Origin of the sequence: Jannaschia sp. R86511, from assembly GCF_042466345.1 — a bacterium.
Lineage (GTDB): Bacteria > Actinomycetota > Actinomycetes > Actinomycetales > JBBAYJ01 > Aquipuribacter.
In genome coordinates this window covers 3877595-3901596 of sequence record NZ_JAXHCD010000001.1, presented here as the reverse complement: position 1 = coordinate 3901596, position 24002 = coordinate 3877595, and the positions used below count along the sequence as shown (strand labels likewise).

Here is a 24002-nt window from a genome sequence, read left to right as displayed (position 1 = left end):
CCTCGCCCGTCGAGGACCCGTCCTGCGTCGCTGGTCGGTACGGCATCGGCCCACCGCGCGTCGCCGTCAGCTCGCCCCTGGGTGCCCGGCGACGCGACCTGGGGCACAGTCGGCACGTCGCACCACGGCGACGACGACGGAGGGGAGCAGCCATGGGCGCCCGGACGGTCCTGTTCATCGGCGGCAGCGGGGTCATCAGCTCGGCCAGCACGGCGCTCGCGGCCGAGCGCGGCCTGCAGGTCACCCTGCTCAACCGCGGCACCACGTCGGTGCGCCCCGTGCCGGACGGCGTCGAGCAGGTGGTCGCCGACGTCCGCGACCCGGCCTCGGTGCGCCAGGCGCTGGGCGACCGCACGTTCGACGCCGTCGTCGACTGGGTCGCGTTCACCCCCGAGCACGTGCGGACCAGCCTGGAGCTGTTCGCCGACCGCACGGGCCAGTACGTGTTCATCAGCTCCGCCTCGGCGTACCAGACGCCGCCGGCGAGGCTGCCGGTGCGGGAGTCGACCCCGCTGCGCAACCCGTTCTGGGCCTACAGCCGCGACAAGATCGCCTGCGAGGACCTGCTCGTGCAGGCCTACCGCGACACCGGCCTGCCCGTGACCATCGTGCGCCCGTCCCACACCTACGACCGGACCCTGGTGCCGTTCGACGCCGGCTGGACGTTCGTCGAGCGGATGCGGCGCGGCGCCGAGGTCGTCGTGCACGGCGACGGCACCTCGCTGTGGACGCTGACCCACCACACCGACTTCGCCCAGGGCCTCGTGCCCCTGCTCGGTCACCCCCGCGCGCTGGGGGAGGCGTTCCACATCACCTCCGACGAGGCCCTGACCTGGGACCAGGTCGCCCACGCGCTCGCCGCCGCGGCCGGGACCGAGGCACGCATCGTCCACGTGCCCTCCGACGCGGTCGCCGCGCTCGACCCGGAGTGGGGCGCCGGGCTGCTGGGCGACAAGGCCCACTCGATGGTCTTCGACAACACAAAGGTCAAGGAGCTCGCCCCGGACTTCGTCTGCCGGGTCCCCTTCGAGCAGGGCGCGCGCGAGATCGTCGACTGGTACGACGCCGAGGTGGACCGGCGGCGGGTGGACCCCCACCACGACCGGATGATGGACGAGCTGGTCCGGCGCTGGCGGGTCTGAGCGCCGGGGTTTGTTTGCCCGAGCGACCGATCGGCGGTGATACTGCGCCGGTGCCGATCGATGACGATCACCCCCGCCGCCGGCCTCGCCCGGTCGTGCTCCTGCTCGCCCTGGCCGCCGCGATGGTCGGGGGCCTGCTGGGCGCGGCCCCCGCGGCTGCGCACGGCCAGCTCGTGGCGGCGGAGTCCGTGCCGGTGGAGGGGGCGCGCATCGGTGAGCCCCTGAGCGACCTGTCGCTGGTGTTCACCGAGACGCCCGCGCCGTTCGCGTTCTTCTCGGTCACGGCGCCCGACGGCACCCGCGTCGACGACGGCTGGGGCCACGGGGAGCCGTTCCCGCTGGCCACCCCGGTGCAGGAGTTCAACCTGGTCGACGACACGTGGGAGCCCGTCTACTACAGCACCGGGTTCCCGGTGGACCTGGGCGTCGCGCACTGGCCGGCGGCCGGGGACTACACCGTGGAGTACGCCAGCGTCGCCTCCGACGGCGACGTGGTCGAGGGGTCGTACGTGTTCGCCTACGACGGGCCCACGACCCCGGCGCCGGCGGGGTGGGTGCCCCCGACCGACGGGCCCGACCCGCAGCTGGCCGCCGCAGAGGAGGGCGCCCCCGCGGCGCCCGGTGCCGCCGCCCCCAGCGCCGCTGCGCCCGCCCCGAGCGGCGTGGCCGCCGACCCGGCGGTGGAGCCGGAGCAGGCCGCGGCCGACGGGCCCGGCGTCCAGCCCGCCGTGTACGTGATCGTCGGCCTGCTGCTCGCGGCCGCCGTCGCGGCGGTGGTGCTCGTCGGCCGTCGAGGTCGCACGAGCGCCGCGGTGGACGGGCGTGCCGCCCGCAGCGGGAACCCTGCGGTGCGGGCCGGGGCCGCGCCCACCGCGCCGCGTGCGGCCGGGACCACGGGCCGGGCCTCGCGCAGCGGCAACCCCGCGGTGCGGGCGACCTCGACCGGGCCGAAGCGCGGCAAGGCCGGCCCGGCGCCCCGGCGCTGATGCTGGAGCTGCTCGGCCTGGTCCCCGCCCACGGCGTCGGGTCCCGCCAGGACCTTCCCCTGCCGTTCGGGTACGTGGTGGCCGGCGCCGCCGCGGCCCTGGTCGTGTCGTTCCTGGCGCTGGGCCTGTCGTGGCGCACCTCGCAGCTGCTGAGCCACGGCGCCGGGCGGCCGGTGCCGGCCCGGCTGCAGGCCCTCGCCGACCACCCCGGCACCCGGTGGGCCATGCGGCTGGTGGGCCTGGCCGTCACGGCCCTGTTCGTGCTCGCGCTGGTGGCCGGCCCGGACGACGTCGACAACCCGGCGCCGGGGATGCTCTACGTCTGGTTGTGGGCGGGCATCGTCCCGCTGTCGCTGCTGCTGGGACCGGTCTGGCGCCTGCTCAACCCGCTGCGGACCGTGCAGCTGCTGGTGGCGGCCCTGCTGCGCCGCGACCCCCGGGACGGGTTCGTCGCCCTGCCCGCCGGGGTGGGCTACTGGCCGGCGGTGGTCAGCCTGGCGGCGTTCGTCTGGCTGGAGCTGGCGGCCCCCGGCCGGGCCACGCTGCCCGTGCTGCAGACGTGGGTGGGCACGTACGCCCTGGTCCACGTCGTCGCCGGCGTCACCTACGGGTCACGCTGGTTCGACCGCGGCGAGGGGTTCGAGGTGTTCAGCGCCGTCATCGGGCGGCTGTCGGTGCTGGGCCGGCGCGAGGACGGCGTGCTGGTCCTGCGGCTGCCGCTGGACGGCGTCGCCTCGCTGCGGCCCGCGCCGGGCCTGGTCACGCTGATGTGCCTGCTGCTGGGCTCGACGATGTTCGACTCGGTCACCGGGGTCACCGCCTACGTCCGCGCCGCGCAGAGCTCGCCGCTGCCGCGGGTCGCCGTGGACACGCTGGTGCTGGTGGCCGTCGTCGGGCTGGTCCTGCTGGCTTACCTGGCCGCGACCGCCGCGACCGGGCGGGTCACCGACCTGCCGCGACGCCGGCTGCCCGGCGAGCTGGCCCACAGCCTGGTGCCGATCGTCGTCGGCTACCTCGTGGCCCACTACTACTCGCTGCTCGTGCTCGAGGGGCAGCGCACCCTGGCCCTGGCCTCCGACCCGCTGGGCACCGGGGCCGACTGGTTCGGCACCGCCGACCTCGTGCCGAGCGCCGCCCTGGTCGACACCACCGGTGTCGCGCTGCTGATGGTGGTGGCCATCGTCGTGGGCCACGTGCTGGGCACCGTGCTGGCCCACGACCGGGCCGTCGCCCTGCTACCGCACGGCGCGGCCGTGCGCGGGCAGGTGCCGCTGCTGCTGCTGATGGTGGCCTACACGGTCACCGGACTGCTGCTGCTGTTCGCCGACTGACCGCGGTCGGGGACGTGGACGAGTGCCGGCCCGCCGGACCGCGACAGCGTTCGGACGACTTTCGCAGCGCCCCGACGGATCGCCTAGGGTCAGGAACGTGACCAGGACGATCTGGGGAGCCGAGGACGAGCGCGTCGTGGCGCGCCGTTGGTGGCAGGACCCGGTCCTGGTGGTCCTCGCCGCGGTCACCGCCGCCATGGTCGCCCTGCTGGTGTTCCGCGAGCTGTCGGGTGCACGCGTGCCGACGGGGCTGGACTACGCGGGGCCCGTCACGCGGGAGCTGCTGCCGGTGGCGCGGCTGGTCGGCGAGCTCGCGGCGGTCGCCGTGGTCGCGGGGCTGCTGGCCTCGATGCTGCCGGCGCGGCGGGAGGGCGTCGGGCTGCGCTCCCTGCGCGGCGCCCCGCTCAGCCGGACCGTCGCAGTGTGGGCCCTGGTGTGGGCGCTCAGCGCGGCCGGCTCGTCCCTGCTGGCCGCCTCGGAGATCTCCAACCAGACGGTCGGGCAGGTGCTGCGCACCGGGCTGCTGTGGGACTACCTGACGATCATCCCGCAGGCCCGCTACCAGGGGCTCACCGCCCTGCTGGCGCTCGCGGTCGCCGTGGGGGCGGGGCTGGTCGCCCGCCGCCGGCAGGCGCCCCCGGCGCTCGTGCCGCTGCTGCTGCTGGCCGCGACCGGGCTGGCCGCGGCGCTGCCGCTGGTCACCGGGCACGCCGCGAGCGCCGCCAACCACTACCTGGCCATCACCAGCCTCATCGTGCACGTGCTGGCCGCCCTGGCCTGGGTCGGCGGGCTCGCCGGGCTCGTCGTCCACCTGCGTCGGGACGACGTCGCCCTGGCCGTCGCGGTCGGCCGCTTCGACACCGTCGCCCTGACCTGCTTCGTCGTCGTGGCCGTCTCGGGGGCCATCAACGCCTGGATCCGGGTGCCGGAGCCCGGGCTGCTGACCGCCACGGCCTACGGCTGGCTGCTGCTGGCCAAGCTGGCCGCGCTGGTGCTGCTGGGGACGTTCGGGGCGCTGCACCGTCGCCGCACCATCCGTCGGCTCCGGGCGGGGCAGCCGTCGGCGTTCCGGCGCCTGGCCGCCGTCGAGGTCGTCGTCATGGCCGCTACCGTCGGGTTGGCCGTCGCGCTCGCCCGGACCCCGACACCCTGACCCCGACGCCTGACCGCGACACCCCTGGACGCACCCGCTCGACCCGCTGGAGGCCCCCGCCATGGCGCACCGCCCCGCCGCCCCGCTCGCCGCGGCCCTCCTGACGGCGGCCGCCGTCCTGGCCGGCTGCGGCTCCACCCCCGCCGCACCACCGGGTGAGCCCGTCACCCTGACCGCGGAGCTGTCGGACGGCGGGGTCACGGTGCCCGAGGAGGCGCCCGAGGTGACGCGGGGGACCGAGGTGACCCTGCAGGTCACGTCGGACGCGGCGGCCGAGGTGCACGTGCACGGCTTCGACGAGTACATCCGGCTGGACGGACCGGGTAGCGGCGAGGTCACGTTCACCGCCGACATCCCGGGCGTCTTCGAGATCGAGACCCACGACACCGGTCTGCTGATCTACCGCCTCGCCGTCCGTTGAGCCGGCCGGCCGAGGGCACGCGGCCCGCCCATCAGGCGAGGCGGGCCGCGCTGTTCCCGAAGGTCCGTCCTGCTCCGAAGAACAAGGACGAATGGCAGTGACTCTCCCGGATCGCCGCCGTGGTGAATGCTACAGAAGAATGCGACCGGGGGGAAGTCGGAATAGTCGCGAAAATTGCCAGGAAATTGCCAGAGAATGGTCAGCAGAATGGCATGGGAATGACCTCCGTGCCGTGCTGCGGCAGGAGGTCCTTTCTTCCCGGTGTCAGGCCTGGTGGCCGTGGCCGGCGGGTCTCAGCGGGTCCGTCTCACGCCAGCAGCTCCTGCCCCAGGAACCCGTCCGGACCGCACCCGGGCGGCACCGCCACCACGACGCTGCCCACCGGGGTCGTCCAGTCGTTGAGCAGGTCGAGCTCGTCGAGCCGGCGCTGCACGGGCACGAACTGCGCGTCGACGTCGGCGCAGAACACGACGAACAGCGACCCCGCGTCCTGCCGACCGGACTCACCCGGACCGTCGTCGTAGTTGTAGCTGCGACGCAGGAACTGCGGCCCGGGCGGGCCGTCCCCCCGGGCGCGGCGCACGTGCGACCACGGCGGCACCGACTGCAGCCCGCTGGGTTCGCGGGCCTCGAGGTCGACCTCGTCCGGGTCGTCGGCCGCGGCCACCAGCGGTGTGCCGTCCGCAAGGCCCCGCCCCACGGCCTGCTCCTGCTCGACCCGGCCGAGGCGGTCCCAGTCGTCGAGGTCCATCCAGATGCGCCGCAGCACCATCCCGGTGCCGCCGCGCAGCCAGTCCGGCCCGTCGTCGACCCAGACCAGCCGGTCCAGCTCGTCGGTGTCCTGCCGCGGGTTGACCGTGCCGTCCACCTGCCCGAACAGGTTGCGGTGCCCGACGGACTCCCCGGCCTCCAGCGACGTGGCCCGGGCGAAGCCGCGCTGGACCCACCGCACGTCGGCGAAGCCGCGGATCCCCCGGGTGAGCGACCGCACCGCGTTGGTCACCGTGGTGTCGTCGTCCGCGCAGACCTGCAGCAGCAGGTCCGCCCCGCTCCAGTGCTCCTCCAGCCGGTCGACCCCGAAGGCGGGCAGGTCCCGCAGCCACGGCGGGGCCTGCTGCTGCAGCCCGGCGGCCCGCAGCAGCCCCTGGCCGAAACCGGCCGTCACCGTCAGCGACGCCGGCACCGCGGCCAGCCCGCTGTCCGCCGCCCCCAGGACCGGCAGGCCCTCGGTCAGGCGGCGGGCGTCACCGGTGACGACCGTCATCATCTTGACCAGCTCCGCCCGGCCGACGTCCGCGCGCAGGTCCAGCCCGACGAACGCGGCCGAACGCTGCTGCGCCGTGGCCACGCCGGCCTGGTGCGCGCCGTCGAAGGCCACGACCTCGTCCAGACCGGGTCGGCCGTAGCTGCCGGGCGAGGTGCCGTCGGGCGTGATCGGACGGTCCTGCGCCCGACCGGCCGCGACCCCGGCCGCGCCGGCCACACCCAGCCCGGCCAGGCCCGCGAGGCCGCCGCCGACCAGGTGCCGACGGCTGACCGGGTGCCCGCTCACCCGTCGGACCCCATGTCCATCCCGGACTCCGCGTCCCCGGGCTCCATCGACTCCGTGTCCCCGGACTCCATGTCCATGTCGTCACCCATCTCCATGTCGCCCATGTACTCCTCGTCGCCCGCGGCGATGTCGCGCACCGGGGCGCTCAGCTCGACGACCGAGCCGTCCTCGAGCTCCAGGGTCCAGGTGACGGTCTCGCCGGCCTCGAGGCCGTCGGTCAGGCCCATGAACATCACGTGGTCGCCGCCGGCCTCGAGCAGGTGGCTGCCGCCGGCCGGGACGACGAAGCCGCCGTCCTTCTCCTGCATGACCATGGCGCCGTCGGACTCGACCACCTCGTGCAGCTCCATCACCTCGGCGACGTCGGAGGTGGCCGACACGACGACGACGTCCTCGTCGCCGTCGTTGACCAGGGTGCCGAACGCGGCCGTCATGCCGGAGTCGGCGGCGCGGACCACGCCGTCGTCCAGGCGCAGGCCGGTCGAGCCGGCGGCGGTCGAGCCGTCGGAGGAGGAGGCGTCGGAGTCCCCGCAGGCGCTGAGGGCGGTGGCGGCGAGCAGGGCGGCGGCGAGCAGAGGCGTCGTCGTCTTCATGGCACAGGTGTCCTTCGGGTCGGGTGCGGGCCACGGTGGCCCGTCGGTTTGGGTGGGTCGGGTGCCTCGCCCGGGGCACCGGGTCGGGCGAGGGGGCGTCAGCCACCCCGACCGGGCGGTCGGGCTGGCGCGCCGGCGTCTGCTCGCAGGGGGCCGGTGACCGCACGGTCGCGCCCGGTCCGTCCCGCCGTCCGCCTGCGGGCGGTTCGGGTGGTCGGGGGGGCGAGGGCTCGCGGGTGCGGTGGTCAGCGGGGCGCCGCGGGACGACAGGTCAGGACCGACCGCACCACCCACCGGTCACGGTGAGCAGACGGGGACGGTCGTGCGCGTCGGCCTCAGGCAGCGAGCGCGAAGGACCGCGGCGGACCCCGGACGGGGTCGGTCGCGAGGTGCGGGTCGCCGAGCGGCAGCGGGTCGTCGGCCGCAGCCCGGGGCTGGGGCGGTCCCACGGGGGACACGGTCAGCAGGACGAGCCGCAGCGGGCCGGCCCAGGAGCCGAGCGCCACCAGGGCGGCCTCGCCCCGGCGCAGCAGGGCCACGGTGCAGACCGTGGCCAGCAGGTGCGCGGCCAGCATCGTCGGGTCCGACCAGAGCGACCCGTGCCCGGCGGCCTCGACCGCAGCGGGGACGGCGTCCGCCTCGGAGCCGTGGCTGCCCGGCACCCAGCCGAACGCGTGGTGCAGCACGACCTGACCACCGCCGACGACGGCGGCCAGCCGCCGGGCGGAGACCTGCCGGGTCGCGACCGCGGTGCACATCAGGGCCACCACCAGCAGGGCCAGCAGCAGCGCCCGCAGCGACGGCGTGGCGCCACCCGCGGCCAGGTGACCGGCGCCGGCCAGGCCGACCACCGCCACGGCGGCCACGGCCGCGCGCAGCGGTCCCGCGGCGGCGCGCTGGTCCGGGTGCACGGGCTCACCGTACTTCAGCGGGCCCCACGGCGGGAGGGCTGTGGGCACGACGCCGGCCCGGCGTCCGCCGTCAGCCGTCGTCCCGGTCCAGCGCCGCCAGCAGCGCCAGCTCGTCCTGGCGCGCCAGGCCGGAACGGCGCTCGCGGTCCAGGCCGCGCCGGCGCTCGTCGGCCAGGGTCCGCTCCAGGGTCGCGGTCAGCGGCGACAGGGCGAGCCCCAGCGAGGCCAACGACGCCTGCAGGGCCTCGCCGCGGCGCCGGGCCATCGCGGCGTGGTCCGGCGGCAGCCACAGCGGCAGGGACCGGGGGCCCGCCCAGTGGGCCACGTCGTGGGCCCGAAGCCAGTCGTCGGGGGCTGCCACCAGCTCGCCGCGGTGGCCGGCGACCGTCGCGGCCGTCTCCAGCACCGTCCGCAGCGGCTGCGGGGGGCCGACGGCGTCGACCGTGCCGGTCAGGCCGGACGCCCCGGCCGCGACGAGCCAGTCCGCCAGGTCGTCGACGTCGACGACCTGGGCCCACCGCTCGGCCGTCGTGGGGACGAGCACCGGGCCGTCGCCCTGCTGCCGAGCCAGGGCCAGGCGCGAGACCCAGTAGCCGAACCGGTCCGAGCCGTCACCGGGGCCGACGACCAGACCGGCCCGCGCCACCAGCAGCCGGCCGCCGACGGCCGCGGTGGAGGCGGTCTCCGCCGCCACCTTGGCCCGGCCGTAGTCCGTGGGGTCGTCGGCGGGCAGCAGGGCCGCGGACTCGTCGGCCCCCGGGACGGTGTGGTCGGCGTACACCGACACCGATGACACCAGGGTCCAGTGCCGGGCCCGGTCCGCCAGCGCGGCGAGTGCCCCGGTCACCAGCGGGGGTGCCCACGACACCTCGACGACCTCGTCCCAGTCCCGGTCGACGACGTCGTCGTAGGCGCCGGGGGTGGTGCGGTCGGCGCGGACGAGCCGGGTGCCGGACGGGACGGGCGCCGAGCCGCGGGCCAGGCAGGTCACCTGCGCCCCCCGGTCCCGCCACGCCGCCGCCACGCGTGCGCCCAGCCACGCCGTCCCACCCAGCACCAGCACGTCGGTCATGCGTGCAGCCTGGCCCACTCCCACCGCGGCTGCGGCCGCACCTACAGTCACCTCGTCCCAGCACGCCCCCACGCGGAGGTACGGATGGCACCGACAGGCCCGGCCGAGTTTCTGGGACGACGTGGACCGGCACCTGGTCCGGTACGGGACGGCGTGGACGCCGCGGGTGATCGAGCGCGCGGCCGGCAGCTACGTCTACGACAGCGACGGCAACGCGATCCTCGACTTCACGTCCGGGCAGATGAGCGCGGTGCTCGGGCACTCCCACCCCGACGTGGTCCGGGCCGTCTCGCAGGCCGTGGCCACGCTCGACCACCTGTACAGCGGCATGCTCAGCCCGCCCGTGGTCGACCTGGCCACGAAGCTCACCGCGACGCTGCCGCCGGAGCTCAGCAAGGTGCTGCTGCTGAGCACCGGGGCGGAGTCCAACGAGGCCGCGATCCGGATGGCCAAGCTGGCCACGGGCGGCTACGAGGTCGTGTCCTTCGACCGCTCCTGGCACGGCATGACCTCCGGTGCGGCCGCCGCGACCTACGCGGCCGGCCGACGCGGTCACGGGCCGACCATGCCGGGCAGCCTCACCCTGCCGACCCCGAACGCCTACCGCTCGCCCTTCCGCACCGCCGACGGCTCGCACGACTGGCTGGCCGAGCTCGAGCACGGCTTCGACTCCGTGGACCAGCAGTCCACCGGCGCGCTGGCCGCCTGCGTCGTCGAACCCGTCCTGTCCTCCGGCGGGATCATCGAGCTGCCGCCGGGCTACCTGGCCCGGCTCAAGCAGCTGTGCGAGGAGCGCGGCATGCTGCTGGTCCTGGACGAGGCGCAGACCGGCGTCGGGCGCACCGGGCACATGTACGCCTTCGAGCGCGACGGGGTCACCCCCGACATCCTCACGCTGTCCAAGACCCTCGGCGCCGGGCTGCCGGTCGCCGCGGTCGTGACCAGCGCCGCGGTGGAGCAGGCCTGCCACGAGCGGGGGTTCCTGTTCTTCACCACCCACGTCAACGACCCCCTGGCCGCGACGGTCGCCGCCACCGTGCTGGACGTCGTGGCCCGCGACGGGCTGGTGCAGCGGGCCGCCGACCTGGGGGTGCAGCTGGGCGAGCGGCTGCAGGCCATGCGCGAGCGGCACGACGTGGTCGGCGACGTCCGCGGCCGGGGCCTGCTGCAGGGCCTGGAGCTCGTGCTCGACAAGGCCAGCAAGGCGCCCGCCGACGACCTGGGCCGGGCCGTGACGAGCGAGTGCCTGCAGCGCGGCCTGCACGTCAACATCGTGCAGCTGCCGCGGATGGGAGGGATCTTCCGGATCGCGCCGCCGCTGACGGTCAGCGAGGACGAGCTGCACGCCGGCCTGGACGTGCTCGACGCCGCCATCGGCGCCGCACGGACCGCAGCCGTCGCGCGCCCTTGACCCGGCACGAACCGGTCCCTACCGTCGCAGAACGCAACGAAGCGACCACACGGGGGAACCGCCATGTCTCGTACGACGCCCTGGGTGGGGGCCGCTGTCGCCGCCCTCGCCCTGCCCCTGGCCCTGCTGGGCGCCCCCGCGCAGGGCTCGGCCCTGCCCGACTGCGCCGAGGGCCGCGACGCCCGGCCCACCGTGTGGCTGCTGGACGTCGACACCGGGGTGACCGACCACGAGCTGGCCGGCGGGTGCAGCGTCAACGACCTGATCGACGACGAGAGCGCCTGGCCCACGCACGGTGACTTCGTCCGCCACGTCGTCGAGGTCACCCGCGAGCTGGTGGCCGCCGACGTGCTGGCCCCGCGGGAGCGCACCCGGCTGACCCAGGCGGCCGGCCGGTCCGACGTCGGGCGCAGCGCGGCCTACGAGACCATCCTCGACGACTCGGCCGAGTCGTTCGCCGACTGGGACTACGCGGGCAACGGCGGGTTCGACCGGCTCGAGGACGGCACGGTGCGCAGCCGCGTCGGGGCCGGCGGCGGCTTCGGCACGCTCTGGTACACCCCGGAGCAGTTCGGCGACTTCTCGATGCGGCTGCAGTTCCGCGACGAGGCCCCCGGCGAGGCGCGCGGCAACTCCGGCGTGCAGGTGCGCTTCCCGGCCCTCGACGGCCCGGTCCCCGGCTGCCCCACGACGTTCAACGGCCAGGAGCAGAACAACCTGTCCTGGATCGCCGTCAACTGCGGGCACGAGATCCAGATCAACGACTCGCCCGAGGGCGGGTCGAACGACCCGCGCAAGACGGGCTCGGTCTACGGCTTCGCCGACATCGGCCTCGACCGGGCGAACCCGACGCCCAAGGGGGTCTGGAACGACCTCGAGATCCGGGTGGTCGGCCAGCACTACACGGTGATCCGCAACGGGGTCGTGATCAACGAGTACGAGAACGTGCCGGGGGTGCCGTTCCCGGGCCGTCCCCTGGACCCGGGCTCGGAGAGCCGGGGACTCGTCGGGTACGTCGGGCTGCAGGCGCACGGCTCGGCGCCGGACGTCGTCAGCTTCCGGGACGTCCGGGTGCGCGACCTCACGCAGGACTGACCGCCGGACTGACCGCGACCACGGGGGTCAGCCGGGTTCCGGTCCGGGCGCGGTCGTGCGGGCCAGGTAGGCCTGGCGGGCCTCGACCGAGGCGTGGTGGCCGGACAGCTCGTGCAGCTCCGGCGGCACCGCGCGGTCGACAGTGGGATGCACGTGGACGGTCACGCGGTCCAGGTTGGGCACGGCGTGCATGAGCTCGTGCTGCACCAGCTCGGCCAGCTCGTGAGCCTGCGGCAGGGTCAGGTCCGACGCGACCCCGATCTCGGCGTCGCCCTCCATCCGGTGCCCCGACCAGCGGGCCCGCACCTCGCTCACCAGCACCACCCCGTCCACGGCCGCGGCGACGGCTCGCATCCGGTCCAGGACCGCCGGCTCGATGCCGTCCATCAGCCGCCGCACGATGATCACGAGGGAGTTCACGAGGATCCCGGCGATGGCCAGGGCGATGAGCAGCCCGGCGACGGCGTCGGCCCGCTCGAAGCCGAGCCACACGCCCACCACCCCCAGCACCACGGCCACGGACGTGAACCCGTCCGCCCGTGCGTGCTGGCCCTCGGCCACCAGGGCCGCCGAGCCGATCCGGCGCCCGGTCCGGATCCGGTAGACCGCCACCACCTCGTTGCCCACGAACCCGACGACCCCGGCGGCGAACACCCAGCCCAGGTTGGTCAGCTCGCGCGGGGTGACCAGGGCGTCGACGGACTCCCAGACGATGAGCACGACGGTGGCCACGATCACCAGCGAGATGAACAGCCCGACCAGGTCCTCGGCCCGGCGGTAGCCGTAGGGGTACCGCGCGGTGGGGGCCCGGCGGCCGAGCCGGAACGCGATGATGAGCGGGATCGTGGTCGCGGCGTGACCCAGGCTGTGGATCGTGTCGGCCAGCAGCGCGATCGACCCGGAGACCGCGACGATGGCCACCTGCACGGCCGCCGTCGCCATCATCCCGGCCAGCCCGATCCACGCGGTGCGGATGCCGTCCCGTGACGACTCCTCGGCGGTGCGGATGGCGTCGTTCGCGTCGTGCGCGTGCGGCACCAGGGCGCGCCTGACGCGGGCTCGTAGCGACGGGCCGTGCTCGTGCGTCGGGTGCTCGTGCGTCTCGTGCTCGTGGGCGTCGTGCTCGTGGGTCCCGTCGGCCGTCATCCGGTCGGGTCCTGCGGGGGGTGGTCCGCGGCGCGGTCGTCCGCCCGGCCGTCGCGGTGGTGCGCCGGCAGCCCGGGGGCGCCGTGCTCCGCGTGGTGGAACGCGTCCACCAGCAGCTGGGCGACGTGGTCGTCCTCGAGCCGGTAGTGCACGAACGTCCCCTCGCGCCGGGTGCCCACGACGCGGGCCAGGCGCAGCCGGGCCAGGTGCTGCGAGACGGCCGGAGCCGGCTTGCCCACCCGTTCGGCCAGCTCGCCCACCGACAGCTCGGCGTCCAGCAGCGCCCACAGCAGCTGCAGGCGGGTCTCGTCCGCCAGCAGCGAGAACGTCAGCGCGGTCTCGCGGACCAGCCCCGGAGGGGGCCGCGTGCTGATGCTGCTGTCTGCGCGCATACGCGAGTTGTAGGCCTCGGTGGGCCCTGGCGCAAGGCCGGTGCCCCGGTGGTTCCTGGCCGAGGCGGTCCGACCTGTGCGGGAGCCCACGTTCGTCCACCGCCGGACGTCGGGTGGCGACCCCTGTCGACGGGCAGGTCGTTCAGGCCGCGAAGCGGACGCCGACGAGCTCCTCGGACACCTCCCAGATCCTGCGGCCGTCGGTCGTGCCGGCGAACGGCGGCCAGGGCTGCTGCCGGGCGGGGCCGCCGCTCATGGTCCGCCGAGGACCGTAGAACTCGTCGCCCTGGGCCGAGGGGTCGGTGGCGGCGACGAGCGCGGGCAGCGCGGCGGACTCCGGTGTGCCGGTGATCCCGAGGCGCGAGAGCAGCCGGATGACGCGGCGGCCGCCCGTCTGGCGGTCGCGGCCCATCCCGGGCTGCGCGTTCAGCAGGTTGGTGGGCGAGACGCCGGGGTGGGCGAGGTTGCTGGAGATGCCCCAGCCCTCCCGGCGGCTGCGGGCGCCGAGCTCCCGCGCGAACAGGGCGACCGCGATCTTGGACGACCTGTAGGCCTTCATGCCGTCGTAGCCGGCCTGCGAGTTGAGGTCGTCCCACAGGACCTCGCCCCGACGCGCCGCGATGCTCGTCTGGTGGGTGACGCGTCCTCGTCCGGCCCGGAGCAGGGGGAGCAGGCCCAGGGTGAGCGCGAAGTGCCCCAGGTGGTTCGTGCCGAGCTGCAGCTCGAACCCGTCGCTGGTCAGCTGTCGGCTCGGCGGGGTCATGACGCCGGCGTTGTTGACGAGGACGTCGAGCGGACGGCCCTCCGCGACGAGCTCCGCCGTGAGGGCGGCCACGGAGTCGAGCGAGGAGAGGTCGAGGGCCCGGGTGGTGACGTCCGGGTTGCCGGTCGCCGTCCGGATCCGCTCGGCGGCGGCGTCGCCCTTCGCGGCGGACCGCACTGGCATGATCACCTCTGCCCCGGCCTCGGCGAGGCGTGAGGCGATGACGAAGCCGATGCCGTCGCTCGCACCGGTGACCAGGGTGAGCTGTCCCCGCAGGTCGGGGATCGTGATGGTGGTTGCCATGAGCGCTTCTCCGTGAGGTCGCTGGTCAGTGGGCTCGTGCGGACCTCCAGGTTGCGCCCCGGCGACGAGCGCATCCAGGGCCTGCCGATCCGAGGACCGCCAGGCCCTGCTTTTCGTCCCCGGTGCTCGACCCGGCCTCGTCCGGGGCGTGGCCAGCCGGGGACCGGGAGGTCCTGGTTACCCCCGGCGGGCGAGGCAGCGGTCAGACATCTGCTCGCCCACCCCGCTGAACAGTGCGGACGCCGTCGAGACGCCGGTGCAGACGGGGGCGACGGCGAGACCGGCGACGGCCACGTGGGTGAGGGACGCCGCCCCGGAGCACGTGTGCCCGCGTCAGCGCACCGTCTGGTCGCCGATGACGGCGAGCATCTGGAGCTTGTCGTGGCTCTCGCTGCCGGGTACCGCGGTGTAGACGAGCAGGGAGTGCGACTGCTGGGGGTCGTTGAGGCGTTGGCAGTGCAGCTCCAGGGTGCCCACCTCGGGGTGGTCGAAGCGCTTCAAGGTCTCCGGCCGGACGCCGATCTCGTGGTCCGACCAGAGGGCGCGGAACTCCTCGCTCTGCTGCAGCAGCAGGTCCGCGTACTGCGCGGCGCGCGAGGACGGACCTCGTACGGTGGCGACCTGCCGCAGGCCGGAGGCGTACATCCGCGACATGAACGGGCGGTCCTCCGGGAAGCACAGGCTCCGTTCCTCCGGGTCGGTGAACCAGCGGTAGCCGCGGCTGCGGGCCGGACCGGTGAACCGGGTGGTGTCGCCGGTCAGGGCCGTCCCCATCCGGGTCTGGCGCAGGGTGTCGCCGAGCTCGGTGACGACCTCCGCAGGGGTGTCCTCGAGGCGGTCGAGGATGCGCAGCAGGCCGGGGCTGATGTGGTCGCTGGTCGAGCCGCGGGACGGCGGGGTGTGACCGGCGAGGCGGAACAGGTGGTCGCGCTCGTCCAGGGTGAGGTGCAGGCCCTGGGCGATCGAGCTGATCATCTGCTCCGAGGGGTGGGGTCCCCGCTGGCGCTCGATGCGCGCGTAGTAGTCGGTGGAGATGTGGCACAGGACGGCCACCTCCTCGCGGCGCAGGCCTTCGGTGCGCCGGCGCTGGCCGCGAGGCATCCCGACGTCCTCCGGCTGCAGGGACTCCCGCCGTCGACGGAGGAACTCCGCCAGGCCCGCCCGGTCGATCATGGCTTCGTCCCCCTCGTCGTCATCCGGCCTTCCTACCTGCTGCGGCGGCCGCGCAGCCACGCCCCGTCGATCCCCCTCTCGTACCGGTCGGCGCTACCCGGGCCATCTCGGCCGGACGGGCGTCCCGAGCGCCTGGCCACGCCAGCGGCGCACCCCCGATCCGAGGACGGGAAACGAGGCCCACCTGCGCCCGTCGACCGTCACCCCAAGGCCACCACGGGGGCTTCCAGAACCACCTCTCCGGCGGCGGTCACCGTCTGGCGGTAGACGCCTCGGGTGCGCAGACCCTGCTCCTCCAGCTGGGCATCGAGGGTGATCCACGCGTCTCCGACGCTGCGTGGGGCGCTGTCGTAGCGCACCGTCGCTCCGCGCTCTGCACCGGCCAGGGTGAGCAGGTCCAGACCATCGGCAAGGCCGGCGTCGTCGGCGTCGACGCCGACGCTCACCCAGATGCAGTCCGCGTCGGTGACCCCGTCGTAGGCCATGACGACGTCGGTGCCCTGGCCGCCTCTCCCGGAGAGGTGACTAGCCAGAGCGCTGCGCAGGTCGCTGACGGCGGCGCCGATCTCGGACTCGTCGTTGACGCGACTGCGCAGTGCGGCCAGTCGCAGGGCGGGGATCGGGCCGAGCTGGAGGGTGCTCATGATCGCGTGGTGCCCTTCCTCTAGTGAGCTCAGGCGCTGGCGCACCTGATGGAGGTGTTCCGAGGCTTCGGAGATCAGGCCTTCCAGTTCGCGCTCGCGTGCGTGCAGCAGCGCCACCAGCCGCTGCTCGGACAGCTCCGAGCTGAGGAGGTCTGCGATCGACTCGAGACCGAAGCCGACGGCTCGCAGAGCCGTGATGGCGTGGACTCGACCGGTCTGACTGAGGTCGTACCAGCGGTAGCCGGTCACCACGTCCACCTGCGCCGGCCGCAGGAGCCCGACCTCCTCCCAGTGGCGAAGCATCCGCCGGGAGGCTCCCGTGCGATGCGCCAGCTCCCCGATGCTCAACATGTCGACGCCCACGTCACACGCTCCCACGGTGTCAAGGTCAAGGACGGGTCGTAGCCGGCTGGGTTCCCGACGAGCGGTGGCAGGCTCGGTCGGTCGTTGCAACACCCCTTCTGATGCGAGGTGGAACCCCGAGCCAGCAGAGGAGATCCATGCGTCGGCGGTAGGCGCAGCCACTCACGACCCGCAACCACACCCCGAGAGGGATCCCCCTGCTGGCAGCGAGTCTTCGGGCTGAGCCCGCGTGGCTGGACGTCCGCTGGGCCGGTTGCCGTGCCGTGGGCGGCCGGCGACGACCCCGGCGATGGCCCAGGCGGTGAGGACCGGAGCGGGCCGGTCGGGCCTGACCCAGGAGCGCCCAGAGCTCTGAGTCGCGTCACGCACCCCGTGACTGCAGCACGCCGTAGTCCCTCACCCCCGGCCGGCCCCACCGGTGCCAACCCTGACGGCGTGACACGCGCCTCATGGGCACCTGCGCGGTCAAGGATCCGGGAGCGCATCGTCGGGCACGCCTCCGCGGTCGTGCGCGGGCCCCGTCGAGGCGACCTCGACGACCTCGCGCTGCGCCTCGGCGACGCGGTCCGCAGCCGCAATGCGGACCAGGTGCGGACCAGACCTGATCCGGCACCCGCGGACAGCGCCTCTGGAGCGAGCGCAACGGTCTGTGAGCAGGAGTCCCTTCGGTGCCCCCGGCAGGACTCGAACCTGCAACCTACGGATTAGAAGAGCGTGCTGGCGTGCCGGCGGAAGGGGGCACATAGCGGCTGACCTGCGGAAACACCTGTGATTGACCGGGATCCCTAGTGGTCCTTTGCGGCCCAAGTGAGGCCAGATTGAGGCCAGGTGGGACCTGGCGTCGGCGCAGGACGACCCGTGCCTGCGGTCAGGCTCGGCGGCGCCCGCCGTCCTAGTCCGTGCGCCGGGCGGCCGACGAGTCAGTGACGCTGACGGATAGCCGAACCGCGCACGCTCCGCACGGTGATGCCGCTGAGGAGCAGGCCGATGCCTAGCAGGGTCACGAGATAGCTGATCCCGCTTCCGTACTCCATGACGTTCACCCCACCCCAGAGGCACAGCAGCAGCCCGAACACGATCATCAGGCCCCCGCCACGCGGCTGGTTGGTGGTCTCGTCGACCTTCCATGGCCTGTCGGGCCGGGCCGTCCCGTCGTCGTCCATGCTGAAGTGAAGCACCGAGTCAGCGGCGGGGACCGAAGTTCGGCGGAAGTGAGCGTCGCTTGCACACTCGTGATCACCCGCTGACCAAACCGGTTCTGACTAGCGCTCGTCCAGCCCAGCCCAGCCCAGCCGATACCGAAACCGCAGGCCAGCGCCACCGAACCGGTCGGGTACTGCTACGCCGGCCACCTCAAGGGGCAACTGTCTGAGCCGACATCCATGATGTACCCACGAGACGATGCTACGAAGGCGTAGCCTCACGCAGGACCCGGGCCCGAGGAGACGACGATGGCGACCACCACGTGCGACGCGACCACCGAAGAGGTGGACGCGGACGAGGCCCGTGCTGAGTTCGAGGCCCAGGTTCGCGACGCCCTCGGGATAGGGCGGGTCGACTTCCTCGAGGCCCTGGACCGAGGCGACTTCGACGAGACGGACCGCGAGGACGTCGTGCGACTGCGCATGCTGGCGCCGTTCGCTCGCTGACGTGCCCGGAAGGACCCCAGCGGAGGCGTTCAAAGCGTTCGCAGACCCCCTGCAGCGGGCAGCTGGCGTCCTCGGTCAGGTCACGCTCGCGGTGAGCCCTGGCGGGCGAGCGCCCGGCAGCGACGAGCAGCCGCATGCCTGGAGCCTCAACGGGCTCCGAGGGGCCGCCTTCCCCGGCGGGTGGCACTTCGAGGCGCAGATGCACTACCGGTTCGTGAAAGACCTAGAACTACCGACCGGGCCATGGCGCATTACCACGGTGGCCTACCGGTACCGGCTGGCGTTGCTGGGAAGCGACCTCTTCCGCATCCACTGGCACCCCGGCGGACGCAGCCCCGTGACCTACCCCCACCTGCACGCCGGTCTAGCCGGCCCCGAGGACATGGTCGGCAAGAGCCTCGACGCCCACCTGCCGGTCCCACGGCTCCCGTTCGAGTTCGCAGTCCAGTGGGCCATCGAGGTAGGCGTGCCCCCCGCCCGGGACGACTGGCAGGGGGAGTTGGACGCCTGCGTCGGCCCGCACCTCGAGCATCGCAGCTGGTCGCAGCGAGGCCCCGCGTAGCGACGTGGTAAGACGACGGCGCTCCGAATCGAGCACCGGTCAGGGGGACTCGGTGCCGTCCGTGTCGACCGAGCACTGGTTCCCACGGGGCAGGGCCTGGATCGCGTCAACCTCGCCGCTTGTCGCCTCCACCGAGAACGGGACCTGCACATCCTCGTCTCCCTCGGCCAGCGATACCTCCTGCGTCTCGACGATCGGCTCGCCGCCGGACTGCATCCACTGAGCGGTCACCACCACCGTGATGGGCGTCGTGCCCAAGTACGTCAAGAAGGCGTCCCCCACGAACCTGTGCCCGTTGTCGAAGTCCAGGATGTAGTCGCACGACGTGGTGAGCTCGTACCGACCCTCTTCGCTCGCCGCCGCGGCAGCCTCGCGAGCGTCAGCCTCCGCGGCTCGCTCCACCTCCGCCTCGAGCTCCGCCCGTGCATCGTCGGCTTCCGCCCTCGCCTCGTCAGCCTCCGCCTCAGCAGACGCCACGGCCGCCATGGCGTCGTTCACAGAGGCCGACGCCTCCGCGAGCGCGGCCACTTGAGCGTCTGACGCCCCGCACGCCGTCAGCGCTAGCGAGGCGAGACCGGCCAGAACAACGGACAACCGTCGCGAGCTCATCGTCATGCCCGGACGGTAGGCCGATCGGGTGCAGGCCGTCTGGGGTTCCGGGCAACTGCCGATGTCCGCGTGCGGACACACCGGCGCGACCGGTCGCAGCCAACTGAACGCGCGTGGCGCACGCGCACGCGCGGAGCTCGACGCCAAAGCCCTCCGTCTACTCGCCGCTGGCCGGGTCAAGGTCCCCCACGTGTACCCCCGGTGGATCGAGGCGATGGTCGACGGGGACACCGGCCGACACCTGGTCAACTACCGGAAGGGGCGCTGGTCCTGCACGTGCGCCCGGCTGACCCGTTGCAGCCACCGCACCGCCGTCGAGCTCGTCACCGTCCCCCTCGGCCCGGCGACCGTGCAGGCCGACACGTGAGGGAGCCCCGGGCGACCAAGGCGCGCCGGCTCCTAGTCGAGGGCCGCGTGGACGTCCAGCGGGTCAGCCTGCGCTCCGTCAGGGCCGTGGTCGACGACCCGCCGGGGCGCGTACCCGATGACCCGCCGGCCAAGTCTGGGTCGGGTGCTCACGGGTCAACGCGTTGCTGGGTCGCGGTAGTGGTGCACGCACCCGCGGACAGGGTGTCCGTGGTCTCCGGCGCTCATGGGCCAGAATTCTGGCGGTGGGGCGCCCTGTCGCCGCGAGCCGGCTGGAGCCCCCTGCACGCACGGTGATCATGGCAACCGGTGTCCTCGGAGTTCCGCATTAGGAAACCGACAGCGGGTGTGCTGAAGGGTGCGCCATCGGGCCTGCGTCGCAGGTCAGGGGCCCGGTCCTGTGCGTGCTCAGGCGTCGCAGTGCGGTCGTGTGCGGGTGCATCTGGCACGTATCTGGCACGAGGCCGCCTTGCCTGGCCTGGGGCTGATCGTCCATGGCTGTGGGCTCGTATGGTCAAGCCGTTGGCGATGGCCAGCGTGCCGGGGATTGGCTTGATGCGCAGCAGTGAGGGGCCGGCGAGCGGTCAGGAGTCCCCATTAGGCGGCGAGTGCGACCTGAGGGGCGTTGATGGTCTCGTACTCGATCGGGGTCAGGCGGCCGAGTCGTGCTTGTCGTCGGCGGCGGTGGTAGGTCCGTTCGATCCAGGTGACGATCGCGATGCGGAGCTCGGCGCGGGTGGTCCAGCGGCGGCGGTCGAGGACGTTCTTCTGCAGCAGGGCGAAGAAGGACTCCATGGCCGCGTTGTCACCAGCGGAGGCGACCTGGCCCATCGACCCAACGAGGTCGTGGTGGCGTAGCTCGGCCAGGAATCGCCGCGACCGGAACTGCGACCCTCGGTCGGAGTGGACGATGCAGCCGGCCACTCTGTCGACGCCGCCGCGGCGCGCGACCGCGCTGTTCAGGGCGTCCACGGCCAGGCGGGACTTCATCCGGTCGCTGATGGAGTAGCCGACGATTCGCCCCGAGTACACGTCCTTGATGGCGCAGAGGTAGAGCTTGCCCTCGCCGGTCCAGTGCTCGGTGATGTCGGTCAGCCAGAGCGTGTTCGGTGCCGCGGCGACGAACTGGCGCTGGACGAGGTCGTCGTGGGCGGGTGGGCCGGGCTTCTTGCCGTTGGTGCCGCGCTTCTTGCCGAACGCCGACCACCAGCCGTTGTCGCGGCAGACCCGCCAGATGGTCCGGTCGCAGCGGGCCTGGCCTGCGTCGCGGGCTTCGTAGGCCAGGTACCGGTAGCCGTACTCGGGGTCGTCGCGGTGGGCGTCGAACAAGGCGTTGGCGAGGTACGCCTCTGCCAGCTCGCTGGGCGTGATGGGCGCGGCGAGCCAGCGGTAGTAGGGCTGTCGGGCGATGTTCAGGACCCGGCACGTGAGGGCGACGGGGATGCCGTCGACGGCGAGCTCTCTCACGAGCGGGAAGAGCCTTTTCCCGGCAGGTTCGCCTGGCTCAGGTAGGCCGCCGCTCGGCGCAGGACCTCGTTCTCCTGCTCCAGCAGCCGGTTGCGGCGACGTAGCTCGCGCAGCTCCGCGGACTCGGTCGCGGTCAGGCCGGGACGGTTGCCGTCCTCGACCTCGGCCGCGCGGAGCCAGTTGCGTAGGCAGGAGTCGGAGATCCCGAAGTCCTTGGCGATCTGTTGCAGCGGGGCCTCGCCCTTGCGGGCGACCGCCACGACGTCGTCGCGGAACTCCTTGGGATGGGGCTTGGGCACGGTGACGATCCTTCCAGCGGCGCCCAGCAGCGCCACAGGTCAGGTGTCACCTATCCGTGCAGCAGTCCCCTCCGACGGTTGGTACCGACCACGGGGGTCGCCGTGTGCGGTCAGCGAAACACGTGGGGAGGACAGATCCGGAGGGTTTCCGATAGAGAACGTTCCGAACGTCCAAGTTGACCGGGCCACGCTGCAGCGCGGCCGTCGGTCTCTGACCCCCTCCTGGACGGGGAAGCCCACCGCCTCGCGGCCCGGTCCGTCGCCAGCAACGATCCGTATAGGTCCTCCTGGTCCCGGGACGCCTCGCTGAATAGTTGCTCAAGGGTTACCTCGAGGCCTTACGGTCAAGTCCCGGGCGTGGTGTAGCAGGGCTGCGTGATCCTTCTGCTGCTCAGGCTGTGAGTGCGGTCAGGTCGGTGCTCACCTCCTTGGTCGGGGTCGGCGGGGACGCGTCAGCGGCGCCGTCGACGAGGGTGACGCGGGAGCGGGCCAGGACGTCGATTCCGAGGTAGCGGCGTCCTTCGGTCCACTCGTCGTGCTGCTCGGCCAGGACCGCGCCGACGAGTCGGACGAGGGAGTTCTCGTCGGGGAAGATCCCGACCACGTCGGTGCGTCGGCGGATCTCCCGGTTGAGCCGTTCCTGGGGGTTGTTCGACCAGATCTGACGCCAGATCTCCTTCGGGAAGCCGGTGAACGCGAGGACGTCGGCGCGGGCCGCGTCGAGGTGGTCGTGGACCTTCGGCAGGACGTGGCGACGGTGTCGAGGAGCTTGTCGTACTGGGCGTGGACGGCGTCGGCGTCGGGCTGGTCGTAGACCGAGTGCAGTGCCGCCCGGACGCCCGGCCATGAGCTCTTCGGCGTCGCGGCCATCAGGTTGGCCGAGTAGTGGGTGCGGCAACGCTGCCAGGTCGCCCCCGGCAGGGTCGCCCCGATCGCGGCGACCAGGCCGGCATGGGCGTCCGACGTCACCAGGCGGACGCCGGACAGGCCGCGGGCCACGAGGTCGCGGAAGAACCCGAGCCAGCCCGCGCCGTCCTCGGCGGAGCTGACCTGCAGGCCCAGGTTCTCCCGGTGCCCGTCGGCGTTGACGCCGGTCGCCAGAAGCGCGTGGACGTTGACGACCCGCCCGCCCTCGCGGACCTTCATCACCAGGGCGTCGGCGGCGACGAACGTATAGGGCCCGGCGTCCAGCGGTCGGGTCCGGAAAGACTCGACCTGCTCGTCGAGCTCGCGGGACATCACCGAGACCTGGGACTTGGACAGCCGGGTGATGCCGAGGGTCTCGACCAGCTTCTCCATGCGGCGCGTGCTGACGCCGAGCAGGTAGCAGGTCGCGACCACGGAGGTGAGGGCCCGCTCGGCGCGGCGTCGGCGCTCGAGCAGCCAGTCCGGGAAGTAGGAGCCCTCGCGCAGCTTGGGGATGGCGACGTCGATCGTGCCGGCGCGGGTGTCCCACTCCCGGGCCCGGTAGCCGTTGCGGCGGTTCGTCCGCTCTGGGCTGCGGACGCGGTAGTCGGCGCCGCAGACCGCGTCGGCATCGGCGCTGAGGAGGGTGTTGACGAAGGTGGTGAGCATCTCCCGGAGCAGGTCCGGGGAGGCTTGCTGGAGGTGCTCGTGCAGGAAGCGGGCAGGGTCAATAATCGACGGAGCGGTCATCGCGGGGTTCCTCTTCGAGTCGGTTGTGAGAGATCACTCGAAGGATCACGCGGTGGCCGCGCCCTCGTCTACGACGACGCGGTCACCGTGCTGGCCTCGTACACCACCCTGGTGGACTCCACTCGCCCTGCCGCTAGACGATCGGCAGCCGGGAACCTGGTAGGCCAACAATCCGCAGCCAGGGCGCTGCTCAGTGGCGCGGCGATGCCCCCTGACCTCGGGTCGGGGAGGGTACGGGCCCGGCGGGAACAGGCGGGAAGGTGGGGCGCCCGATCGTGGCGGGTGGGCCCGCTGTTCGTGGGTCAGTGGGGCGACGAGGGCCTGATCTCGGATGAGCGGGACGGGACCACGGCCCGGAGCGTGCGGGCGATGGCCGAGGCCAGGTCGCGGCGCTCCTCGATGGCGGTGGCCGGTGGCCCGACCAGCTCGTGCAGCAGGAGCCCGTCGAGCAGGGCCGCCAACAGGTCGGAGTCGGCCGTGCTGTCGGTGGAGCCGAGGGCGGTGACGACCGGAACGAGGAACTGCCTGATGGCGAGACCCCGCTCCGTCAGGTGGCGTGCCAGGTCAGGGCGACGCGCGCCCTCTAGGAACAGCTCGTAGCGAGCCAGCAGGCGCGCCCGGTCTGAGACCAGCTGCCGGGTGAGCAGATCGACGAGATCTCCGGTGGGGTCCTCCTGCCGTGCCAGCGTGGCGGCGAGGTCCGCCCTGGCCGCGGTCCAGTCCTCGACGTCCGCGGTGCAGATGTGGTCGACCAAGGCGTCCACCAGACCGTCTCGGGACCCGAAGTAGTACACGGTCGACCCGTGCGGGACATCAGCGTGCTGCTCCACGGCGCGATGCGTCAGCCCGTGCCAGCCCGAGGTCCCGAGCACGTGCAGCGCGGAGCGCAGCAGCAACTCCCGGCGGTCCCCTCCACTCGTAGTGCTAATCTCTCCATCTGTAG

23 protein-coding genes and 1 pseudogene are annotated in these 24002 nt (G+C 73.3%); 10 read left to right on the top strand and 14 right to left on the bottom strand.

Going from position 1 to position 24002, the window contains the following annotated elements; translation table 11 throughout:
* Positions 1–152: 152 nt before the first annotated feature.
* The 5 genes from SJY06_RS18195 to SJY06_RS18175 all read left to right on the top strand — a co-directional run bounded on the left by SJY06_RS18195 (position 153) and on the right by SJY06_RS18175 (position 5033).
* The gene (locus SJY06_RS18195; RefSeq protein ID WP_380168945.1) at positions 153–1142 is read left to right on the top strand and encodes an SDR family oxidoreductase; all 990 of its coding nucleotides are present in this window, start codon (positions 153–155) and stop codon (positions 1140–1142) included.
* A gap of 50 nt (positions 1143–1192) precedes the next feature.
* The gene (locus SJY06_RS18190; RefSeq protein WP_380168944.1) at positions 1193–2128 is read left to right on the top strand and encodes a copper resistance protein CopC; all 936 of its coding nucleotides are present in this window, start codon (positions 1193–1195) and stop codon (positions 2126–2128) included.
* Positions 2128–3459, top strand: coding sequence for a hypothetical protein (locus tag SJY06_RS18185; RefSeq protein WP_380168943.1), 1332 nt, complete (start codon positions 2128–2130; stop codon positions 3457–3459). The genes SJY06_RS18190 and SJY06_RS18185 overlap by 1 nt, the downstream gene beginning before the upstream one ends.
* Before the next feature lie 97 nt (positions 3460–3556).
* Positions 3557–4612, top strand: a complete 1056-nt coding sequence (locus SJY06_RS18180) for a copper resistance D family protein (RefSeq protein ID WP_380168942.1) — start codon at positions 3557–3559, stop codon at positions 4610–4612.
* A gap of 61 nt (positions 4613–4673) precedes the next feature.
* On the top strand, positions 4674–5033 hold the full coding sequence (locus SJY06_RS18175) for a hypothetical protein (RefSeq protein WP_380168941.1): 360 nt from the start codon (positions 4674–4676) through the stop codon (positions 5031–5033).
* A 307-nt stretch (positions 5034–5340) separates the two neighbouring features.
* On the opposite strand, the gene SJY06_RS18170 is transcribed toward SJY06_RS18175, so the two are convergent.
* The 4 genes from SJY06_RS18170 to SJY06_RS18155 form a co-directional block, all read right to left on the bottom strand.
* On the bottom strand, positions 5341–6585 hold the full coding sequence (locus tag SJY06_RS18170; RefSeq protein WP_380168940.1) for a Dyp-type peroxidase: 1245 nt from the start codon (positions 6583–6585) through the stop codon (positions 5341–5343).
* On the bottom strand, positions 6582–7178 hold the full coding sequence (locus SJY06_RS18165) for a copper chaperone PCu(A)C (protein WP_380168939.1): 597 nt from the start codon (positions 7176–7178) through the stop codon (positions 6582–6584). The genes SJY06_RS18170 and SJY06_RS18165 overlap by 4 nt, the downstream gene beginning before the upstream one ends.
* 335 nt (positions 7179–7513) lie before the next feature.
* Positions 7514–8089, bottom strand: a complete 576-nt coding sequence (locus SJY06_RS18160; protein ID WP_380168938.1) for a hypothetical protein — start codon at positions 8087–8089, stop codon at positions 7514–7516.
* Between the two features lie 70 nt (positions 8090–8159).
* Entirely contained in the window at positions 8160–9161 is a 1002-nt protein-coding gene (locus tag SJY06_RS18155; RefSeq protein ID WP_380168937.1) for an NAD-dependent epimerase/dehydratase family protein, read from the bottom strand.
* Positions 9162–9327: 166 nt separating this feature from the next.
* Between SJY06_RS18155 and SJY06_RS18150 the strand changes: the two genes are divergently transcribed.
* Together SJY06_RS18150 and SJY06_RS18145 are read left to right on the top strand one after the other, a co-directional pair.
* Positions 9328–10572, top strand: coding sequence for an aspartate aminotransferase family protein (locus SJY06_RS18150; protein ID WP_380168936.1), 1245 nt, complete (start codon positions 9328–9330; stop codon positions 10570–10572).
* A gap of 84 nt (positions 10573–10656) precedes the next feature.
* Positions 10657–11667 (top strand): DUF1080 domain-containing protein, encoded by a 1011-nt coding sequence (locus tag SJY06_RS18145; RefSeq protein WP_380168935.1) that lies wholly within the window; start codon positions 10657–10659, stop codon positions 11665–11667.
* A 27-nt stretch (positions 11668–11694) separates the two neighbouring features.
* Here the strand turns inward: SJY06_RS18145 and SJY06_RS18140 are convergent, their stop codons facing one another.
* From SJY06_RS18140 to SJY06_RS18115, 6 genes are all read right to left on the bottom strand, one after another.
* Positions 11695–12813, bottom strand: coding sequence for a cation diffusion facilitator family transporter (locus tag SJY06_RS18140; RefSeq protein WP_380168934.1), 1119 nt, complete (start codon positions 12811–12813; stop codon positions 11695–11697).
* Positions 12810–13205, bottom strand: a complete 396-nt coding sequence (locus SJY06_RS18135; protein WP_380168933.1) for an ArsR/SmtB family transcription factor — start codon at positions 13203–13205, stop codon at positions 12810–12812. The genes SJY06_RS18140 and SJY06_RS18135 overlap by 4 nt, the downstream gene beginning before the upstream one ends.
* 142 nt (positions 13206–13347) lie before the next feature.
* Positions 13348–14271 carry an SDR family oxidoreductase gene (locus SJY06_RS18130; protein ID WP_380168932.1) on the bottom strand — a complete coding sequence of 308 codons (924 nt, stop codon included), beginning with the start codon at positions 14269–14271 and terminating at the stop codon, positions 13348–13350.
* Between the two features lie 333 nt (positions 14272–14604).
* Positions 14605–15444, bottom strand: a complete 840-nt coding sequence (locus SJY06_RS18125; RefSeq protein WP_380168931.1) for a helix-turn-helix transcriptional regulator — start codon at positions 15442–15444, stop codon at positions 14605–14607.
* A gap of 200 nt (positions 15445–15644) precedes the next feature.
* Positions 15645–16451: a MerR family transcriptional regulator gene (locus SJY06_RS18120; protein ID WP_380168930.1), complete on the bottom strand. Its 807-nt coding sequence runs from the start codon at positions 16449–16451 to the stop codon at positions 15645–15647.
* Between the two features lie 920 nt (positions 16452–17371).
* A complete protein-coding gene (locus SJY06_RS18115) occupies positions 17372–17614 on the bottom strand; it encodes a hypothetical protein (RefSeq protein WP_380168929.1) in 243 nt (80 codons plus the stop codon).
* A gap of 288 nt (positions 17615–17902) precedes the next feature.
* On the opposite strand from SJY06_RS18115, the gene SJY06_RS18110 reads away from it, so the two are divergent.
* Together SJY06_RS18110 and SJY06_RS18105 are read left to right on the top strand one after the other, a co-directional pair.
* Positions 17903–18100, top strand: a complete 198-nt coding sequence (locus SJY06_RS18110; RefSeq protein ID WP_380168928.1) for a hypothetical protein — start codon at positions 17903–17905, stop codon at positions 18098–18100.
* 1 nt (position 18101) lies between these two features.
* Positions 18102–18662 carry a hypothetical protein gene (locus SJY06_RS18105; protein WP_380168927.1) on the top strand — a complete coding sequence of 187 codons (561 nt, stop codon included), beginning with the start codon at positions 18102–18104 and terminating at the stop codon, positions 18660–18662.
* 39 nt (positions 18663–18701) lie between these two features.
* Here the strand turns inward: SJY06_RS18105 and SJY06_RS18100 are convergent, their stop codons facing one another.
* Positions 18702–19277, bottom strand: coding sequence for a hypothetical protein (locus SJY06_RS18100; protein ID WP_380168926.1), 576 nt, complete (start codon positions 19275–19277; stop codon positions 18702–18704).
* Between the two features lie 184 nt (positions 19278–19461).
* On the opposite strand from SJY06_RS18100, the gene SJY06_RS18095 reads away from it, so the two are divergent.
* Positions 19462–19638, top strand: coding sequence for a hypothetical protein (locus SJY06_RS18095; RefSeq protein WP_380168925.1), 177 nt, complete (start codon positions 19462–19464; stop codon positions 19636–19638).
* Between the two features lie 596 nt (positions 19639–20234).
* On the opposite strand, the gene SJY06_RS18090 is transcribed toward SJY06_RS18095, so the two are convergent.
* The 3 genes and pseudogenes from SJY06_RS18090 to SJY06_RS18080 form a co-directional block, all read right to left on the bottom strand.
* Positions 20235–21403, bottom strand: a protein-coding gene (locus SJY06_RS18090) for an IS3 family transposase (RefSeq protein ID WP_380168924.1) whose coding sequence is annotated in 2 segments (ribosomal slippage) — positions 20235–21122 and positions 21125–21403 — 1167 coding nt in all. Because the reading frame shifts where the segments join, the coding sequence is not laid out codon by codon here.
* A gap of 391 nt (positions 21404–21794) precedes the next feature.
* Positions 21795–23059: pseudogene (locus tag SJY06_RS18085) on the bottom strand (IS256 family transposase).
* A 302-nt stretch (positions 23060–23361) separates the two neighbouring features.
* Positions 23362–23955 carry a TetR/AcrR family transcriptional regulator gene (locus SJY06_RS18080; protein ID WP_380168923.1) on the bottom strand — a complete coding sequence of 198 codons (594 nt, stop codon included), beginning with the start codon at positions 23953–23955 and terminating at the stop codon, positions 23362–23364.
* Between the last annotated feature and the right edge of the window lie 47 nt (positions 23956–24002).